The sequence below is a fragment of the Streptomyces argenteolus genome (assembly GCF_042902585.1).
Classification (GTDB): Bacteria; Actinomycetota; Actinomycetes; order Streptomycetales; family Streptomycetaceae; genus Streptomyces; species Streptomyces argenteolus.
The window spans coordinates 45,159-52,270 of sequence record NZ_JBIBEG010000018.1 but is presented as its reverse complement, the minus strand read 5'-3'; the positions used below and the strand labels follow the sequence as shown (position 1 = coordinate 52,270).

The window sequence follows — 7,112 nt, the reverse complement described above, 5'->3', positions numbered from 1 at the left end:
ACCGGGAGTGGAGCGTCTTTCGTCCTGTCCTACGAGCGAACGACCGACCCGGTTCACCAGGTATCCGGCGGTTCGTTCAAGACCACCGAACGCACTGTCCGGACTCCAGCGCTCAGTGACTCCCGAGGTGATCAGAAGCTGTACGCACGGTGGGAGGACGCGCTGCCCCTCCGACAGGAGGACTGGCCCCTCCAGCAGGAGGACTGCTTCCGCTGCGCTCTCTGTCCTACGTCCGACATGAACCGAGCCGATGACCGATTGCTCCCGCTCCTGCTGACCAGCGCCCAGGCGGCGGTGGGGTCGCCCGTTCCGCCCTGTGTCGGCACGGTCTCCCGCTCGTCGCATCCGCCCCGGCCGACATGGTGCCGCTGCTCGCCTGCCGGAAGGCGCTGCCGCGCTCTTCGCCAGCGCTCCCGGTGCGCCGATCAATGCCCAAGTCATCGGGGTGCGCCCGTGCCCCGCCTCGGGGCGCACCACGGAAACGGCACGCGGACCCGCCGGTTGACAGGTGACAGCTCCGCACACGCAATCTCCGGCTGGTCCTGGGGTTCGGTGCGCCTCAGGCGGTGGATTCCAGGACGTCGTAGACCTGCTTGATGTAGCTGTGGGTGCGCCCCGAGCCGAGGATTCCGTCTCCCACGCGGTTCATCGTGTACGCGAACGTGACGCGTCGGTCCACGTCCATCATGACGACGGAACCGCCCCGACCGACCCAGAAGCAGATCCTGCCGGTGGGCATGCCCGGCATGGTCCGGGGATCGGCGAGTGCGTAGCCCATGCCCCAGCGGACGGGGACGCCGAGGAACAGGTCGACTCCGTCGGCCTGCACCTCGAACACCTTGTCCACGGTCTCCGCGGAGAGAAGCCGGCGGCCGTTGACCTCGCCGCGCCGTGAGATGGCGGAGAGGGCGCGGGCCATACCTCGTGCGGTGCCGTGTCCGTTGACGGCTCCGAGTTCGGCGGAGCGCCACTGCGGGGTGTCGACGTGTTCGTCGCGGGCAGGGCTTCCGATCAACGTCTTGGTGAAGATCCCCTCGGGATCGAGGCCGGTGGGGATGCCGGAGAGCTGCGAAGGCGCCACCAGGCCGGCGATGCGCGGCCAGTCCGCCTGGCGCGCACCGATCTGGACATCGGCTTGTGCCGGCTTGGCGATCTCGGTGTCGACGAACTCAGTCAGGGTGAGCCCGCTGACCCGCCGGACAAGCTCGCCGACCAGCTGTCCTTGAGTCTGTACGTGGTAGCCCGAAGCGCTGCCGGGCTCCCACCAGGGCGCCTGCGCGGCCAGCCGGGCGCTCGCGGTGGGCCAGTCGTAGAGGTCGTCCATGGTGAAGGGCTGCTGCCATCCGGAAAGTCCCGAGGTGTGGGACAGGACGTGCCGTACCTCGATGTGCTCCTTTCCCTGGGCGGCGAACTCGGGCCAGTAGTGCGCGACCGGACGGTGGAGGTCCAGTGCGCCTCGGTCGACGAGGACGAGGGCGGCGAGGTTGGTGAGTGTCTTCGAGGTCGACCACAGGCTGACCAGCGTGTCCTGGCGCCAGGGCGTGGTCCGAGCCTCGTCGGCATGACCACCCCACACGTCGAGTTCCATGACCCCGTCCACGTCGACGGCCATCGACGCTCCCAGCTCCTCGCCGGCTTCGAGGTTGGCGGCCAGCGCCGCTCGAACCGGTTCGAACCGGTCACTGCTCGTTCCCTCGACGATGCTCATGCTCTTCTCCAGTCTCCGTGACAACCGTTCGACCGCTCAACGGAAGGCACACCCGGGCGGTTCACGCATCGCCGCAGGTCATGACATCCCTCACATGTCGCTTCCGAAGGTTCCGGCTAGGAAACTCGACGCGTTCGTCCAGCGTGGGCTGACGGCTGACGGATGGCCGAGAGGCGTTCTCCTCCCCTATCTGGACGCGGCGATCGCCCAGCGACCGCGGGACCGGGCCGAGCACCGGTCTCTGGTCTCGAGAACCTGGGCAGGATGCCCGTGAGTGGCAAGTCTGTGCTCTCGCCGCGTCGCCCTCGCGCCTTCCGGTCACGTCCGGCACTCGACGCCCTCCCCCGCACGAACATGGAGAACGTCGCATGGACGAGCTTCGCCTTCTCTCTCACCCTGGCGGAGATGCAAGACAATTCGGACACCGCAGCCTCAAGGGTCCTGGCATCACTGAGCTTCTTCGAGCTAGCCCTTGATCGGGGGACGGCTGTGAGGCGTAACGAGCGAGGTCCTCGGGCTGTTGATCGAGCTGGCCGACGTCTCAACCGACCGGCCTGGGGGCCTCATTGGTCATCCACCCTGCCAGTCTCGACCTGCCACATGCCCTCGTGGAGTGGGTGACGATGCTCATCGTCACCCGTGAGGCGACCAGCGGTGCACATTGCGCCCGTCCCAGCGCGCGGTGGTGGCGCTGGTGGACACGCGCGAGCACACCACCCTGGCCAAGATCGCCACCGGGTTCCGCATCAGCGAGCCCACCGCCCATACCACCCCGGTCATCGATCTGCTGGCCGAATGGGCGCAGAGCCCACTGCGGGAAGGCGATCCGGACTTTGTCCTGCTGGACGGCACCCTCACCGAGTGCGGCCGCGTCGGCGACGGCCGGGCCGACTACTCCACCAAGCACCGCCGCCACGGGGCGAACGTCCAGGTCGTGTCCGATCACCACGGGCATCAATCGTCGAAGCCGTCCTCACTTTGAAACGGCACCGCTGACAAAGCTCAGTGAACAACGCGAAGATCGAAAAAGGGCATGGCGTAGGGCGAAGCGTGACCGAATGCTACGGCTGGCTGGTCTGGACGGTCACGGCACTCCGGACTCACCACAGCTCCCCGGGTCCCATGACAGTAAGTCCCACCTGCTCGGCGAGCCAGTGTGCGTACGGCTTCCTTACCTGGCGGCCGTCAATGCAGACGCTACGAACGTGAAGCAGGACGGTGTGATCGTCGGCAGGCTCGCTGAGCTCCCGAGTGCGTGTGTTGCACAGGAGCGACACCTCGGCATGTTTGCGCTCGCCAAGGAAATCCAACTCAGGTGCATCCGGCCAGCACAGCCACTCCCAGTTGATCCAGCCCCTGCTCGGGCCGATCGCCGCTGCGAAGACGTCCTCAATTCTTCCGACCGGCAGGTCGTCGAGCTCGCACGTCACCGGCAGCCGTCCTTCGTAGACCGCCGGATCGGTCGGCAGATCAGGTCCCGCAAGGCCACCTACCAACGGGGGCCACTGCTCCCGTGGCACTCCGTCGACCTCTCGATAATCAAAATTCCCCGCGTAGTGCCCCTGGGGCAGCTCCCTCGCCACCCGCTGCACCTCGGCAACCGAGCAGAGCTCGGCATACACGGCGACCCGAGAGTCCTCGCGGCGGCCGAACTCCATCAGACGGCGCGCGGTGCTGAGGCCTAGGCCGAGGTCGGAAGTGCGGAAGACGGGATAGGCGATGTCGTTGGACATGCGGGCGACTGTGCCACGACCCGTCCTCACAGGTCACGGAATTTCCGCTGCATACCGCTGAGGCGCCCGTAGGACCACGATCAGATGACGTCATTGAAGAGGCTCACTGCCGGCGCCGGCACGATCGGCACCCCGACCCGCGACCTGGTCACGGCAGGCATCGCGCGATCAACGAATCCTGACTTCGGATGACATCCTGATAAGATCTTCTGGCATGCGTGAAGCGGACAACGGGGTCCTCGTCGCTCCCGTCCTCAGCACCACCGCTGCACCGATCCTGTAGGCGTCCGGTGGGCGAGGCTGGTTTCCGTCACCGCGCGAACAGGTCGTCCATGATGCCGGGCCCTGGTCAGGTGTGCGCCCCTGCGGTGACGCTGTCGAGTGAGGTCTGGTGGGTACGTGACAGAGGTGGGGCAAGACCTTGACTTCGGGCTTCTGGGCCCGCTCGAGGTACGGCGTGCGGGGACGGTGCTCGACCCGGGCCCACGCAGACAACGACTGCTGCTGATCCGCCTGCTGATCGCCGACGGCCAGGCGGTCTCTCCACAGGTACTGTGCGAGGAACTGTGGCCCCAGCAGCCGGGGCGGTCCCCGAGCGCAGCGCTGAGCTCCCTCCACGCCCACATCAGCAAGGTGCGCGCGATCCTCGAACCCCAGCATCTTCGCCGACAGGGCTCCTTCGAGATGCTCGTCACCCAGCCCCTGGGCTACGCCCTGCGTGTGGCACCCGAGAACCGTGACACCGTGCGCTTCGAGCGCTCCGTCGACCAGGCACACCGTTTCATGGACCAGGGGCGACCCGACCGGGTCGTGGAGGAAGCCCAGAAGGCCCTGGACATGTGGCGCGGCGCGGCGTTCGCCGACGCCGGCCACCACCTGTTCGCCGCCCAGGAGACAGCACGTCTGGACGAGCTGCGGCAGACCACCCGCGAGATACGCACCACCGGTCTCCTGCTGCAAGGCCGGATCACCGAAGCGCTCAACGCGGCAGAGGAGATCACGGCGCGGCATCCTTTGCGGGAGACCGGCTGGGCCCTGCTGCTGCGTGCTCTGTACCTTGCCGGCCGGCACCCCGAGGCGCTTCAGCGCTACACCGAGGTGCGTCGCCTCCTCGCCGACGAGCTCGGGCTCGAACCGGGTCCGCTCCTCCGCGCTCTGCATCAGGGCATCCTCCACCACGACGTGCCACCCCTGCAGGGGGCACCGGACGGGGCAGCCGCCGCGTCGATCAGCCCGGCCGACGACGCCGACGAGGCCGCGCCGGACGCACGTGGCGTAGGGGCCGTGGAGGCCGAGAGGCCCGCGCCCCCGCCGCTGGTTCGCCCGGCGCAACTGCCCCACAGCCTGCCGGTGTTCGTGGGCCGCGCCGCTGAGGGGGCGTGGCTGTCCGCCGTCAGTGGTGCACCGGGACGACCCGCGCCGACCGCTGCTCCCTCCGTCGTCATCAGCGGTGCTCCCGGAGTCGGCAAGACCACGTTCGCCGTCCACCACGCGCACCGCATCGCGTCCTCGTTCCCCGACGGGCAGCTATTCGTCAACCTGTGCGGATTCCATCCGCACACGCCCGCAGTCGAACCCGGTGACGCCCTGCACGGCTTCCTCACCGCCCTCGGCGTTCCCGCCCCCCACATCCCCGAAGCCACTGCTGACCGGAGCACACTCTTCCGCAGCCTCCTGGCCGGCCGTCGGGTCCTTGTCGTCCTGGACAACGCCCGCGACGAGCAGCAGGTGCGCCCTCTGCTTCCCGCAGGAGCGGGCTGCCTCACCCTCATCACCAGCCGCAACCAACTTCCCGGCCTGATCACCACCGACGGTGCCAAGCCCCTGCGGCTCTCACTGCCCTCGCCGACCGAGGCGCACGAGGCTCTCGAACAGCGTCTGGGAACGGAAAGGCTCGCTGCTGAGCCCGGTGCCGCAGCGGAGATCATCCGCCTGTGCGGAAGGCTCCCGCTGGCCATGGCCGTGGTCGCCGCACGCGCGGAACTCGACCCCTCGCTCCCGCTGCACGTCATCGTCGACGACCTGCAACACACCGACGGCGGCCTGGACGCGTTCACCGGCTTCGACGCCACCACCGATGTGCGCGCCGTCTTTTCCTGGTCCTACCAGTCCCTGGACGAACACACGGCCCGGCTCTTCCGCTTGATGGCCCTGCATCCCGGCCCTCACCTCACCGCCCCTGCCGCAGCCAGCCTCGCCGGCCTCACCCCCGCGGGGACCCGCCGTGCACTCGCCGAGCTGCTCAGCTCCTGCCTCGTGGAGCAACCGCTCCCCGGGCGCTACAGCCTGCACGACCTCCTGCGCGGTTACGCCACCGAACTCACGCACACCCAGGACACCGGCCAAGGACGCGACCACGCCACCCTGCGGGTCCTGGACCACTACATGTTCACCGCCTGGCAGGCAAACGAACTCCTCAAGCAGGACACATCGCCCGACCTCGACCTCGGTACCCCCTCCCCCGGTGTCGCCCTCGAAGAGCTCACCACCGTCAAACAGGCCACCCGGTGGCTCAACGCCGAGCACTCTGTGCTGACCGGCCTGCTCCACACCGCCGTCAGCCAGAAACTCGACCATCAGACGACCGGGCTTGCCTGGTCGCTCGCCGAGTACCTCAACCGCCAGGAATTCTGGCCCGAAGCCATCACCGCGCTGCTTCCCGCCCTCGAAGTGGCCCGACGCCGGAACAACCGCCTGGAGGAGGGCCGTTGCCTGCGCCGCCTCGGCGGCATCCACGGCTACCTCGGCCATCAGGAGCAGGCTCTGGACCACCTGCGACGCGCGACAGCGATCTTCGAGGAACTCGACGACGTCGGTGAACAGGCACGAGCTCACTACATCACGGCGTGTGCGCTGTTCCTGCTGGGCCGAACTCCCGAAGCTGTGGCGGCCTCCGAGCGGGGCCTGGAACTCTCCCGGGAGACGGGCGAAGAGCTGTGGCTGGCCGAGTGCCTCCTTGAGCTCGCCTGGTTCCACTCCAACCTGGGAAACCTCGAGAAGAGCCTTCTGTACAGCGAGGAGGGCATCGCCCTGTTCCACCGCCTGGACACGCCCTGGCAGCTCGCCCAGGGGTGGGACATCCTGGGCCACAACCTCCGCCTGCTCGGTCGCTACGAGGACTCGGTGGCCACCTACCAGCAGGCGTCGCAGGCGTTCGAGGAACTGGGTGACCACAGGAACGCCCTCGGCACACGGATGCGCCTCGGCGACACCCGGCTGGCCATGGGCGACCGGGAAGGTGCCCGGGCCGACTGGGCGGATGCCCTTGCGAATGCCGAGGCGCGGGCGATGTCGTACAGCGCTCAGCAGGTCCGCGACCGGCTCACCGCCCTCGACATGGACAAGGACCCCGTCCCCCCGGTGCCGGAGAGGGTGGTCGGGAAGCACAAGCTCCCGGTTCCCAGGAGCAGCGACTCTGCGCTCTGAGCGCTGTGGCCTGGACGACGCGGCGGGCAGTGCACGTGCGCGCACCTGTTCCGGACCGCGCGGCCGGGTCCCGGGAGACCGGTAGGGCGCCGAGCCGCTCGGCTCCTGGACGTCTCCTGGGCGGCTCCGGCCGGCGGCTGGGCGGTTCGCGCCGCGTCCGATGCGACGCGTGATTCCGCCCAGGGTGACAAGGCCCCCTGACGGGCGAGGTGCACCTGAGCCGGAACGGTCAACTGCTCGTGGTG

General features: G+C 68.5%; 3 protein-coding genes and 1 pseudogene. 2 read left to right on the top strand and 2 right to left on the bottom strand.

Annotated elements, in window-relative coordinates:
* Positions 1–559 precede the first annotated feature (559 nt).
* Positions 560–1,708, bottom strand: coding sequence for a serine hydrolase domain-containing protein (locus ACFY8O_RS33635; RefSeq protein ID WP_145813058.1), 1,149 nt, complete (start codon positions 1,706–1,708; stop codon positions 560–562).
* Positions 1,709–2,274: 566 nt separating this feature from the next.
* On the opposite strand from ACFY8O_RS33635, the pseudogene ACFY8O_RS33630 reads away from it, so the two are divergent.
* Positions 2,275–2,660: pseudogene (locus ACFY8O_RS33630) on the top strand (IS5/IS1182 family transposase); the annotation flags it as partial.
* A 148-nt stretch (positions 2,661–2,808) separates the two neighbouring features.
* Here ACFY8O_RS33630 and ACFY8O_RS33625 read toward each other — a convergent pair.
* The gene (locus ACFY8O_RS33625) at positions 2,809–3,441 is read right to left on the bottom strand and encodes a hypothetical protein (protein WP_387909085.1); all 633 of its coding nucleotides are present in this window, start codon (positions 3,439–3,441) and stop codon (positions 2,809–2,811) included.
* A 408-nt stretch (positions 3,442–3,849) separates the two neighbouring features.
* Between ACFY8O_RS33625 and ACFY8O_RS33620 the strand changes: the two genes are divergently transcribed.
* The gene (locus ACFY8O_RS33620; protein WP_387909084.1) at positions 3,850–6,867 is read left to right on the top strand and encodes an AfsR/SARP family transcriptional regulator; all 3,018 of its coding nucleotides are present in this window, start codon (positions 3,850–3,852) and stop codon (positions 6,865–6,867) included.
* Positions 6,868–7,112 lie beyond the last annotated feature (245 nt).

Coding starts and splice junctions, on each gene's coding strand:
- ACFY8O_RS33635 (WP_145813058.1), bottom strand. CDS start 1,708: ATGAGCATCGTCGAGGGAACGAGCAGTGACCGGTTCGAACCGGTTCGA.
- ACFY8O_RS33625 (WP_387909085.1), bottom strand. CDS start 3,441: ATGTCCAACGACATCGCCTATCCCGTCTTCCGCACTTCCGACCTCGGC.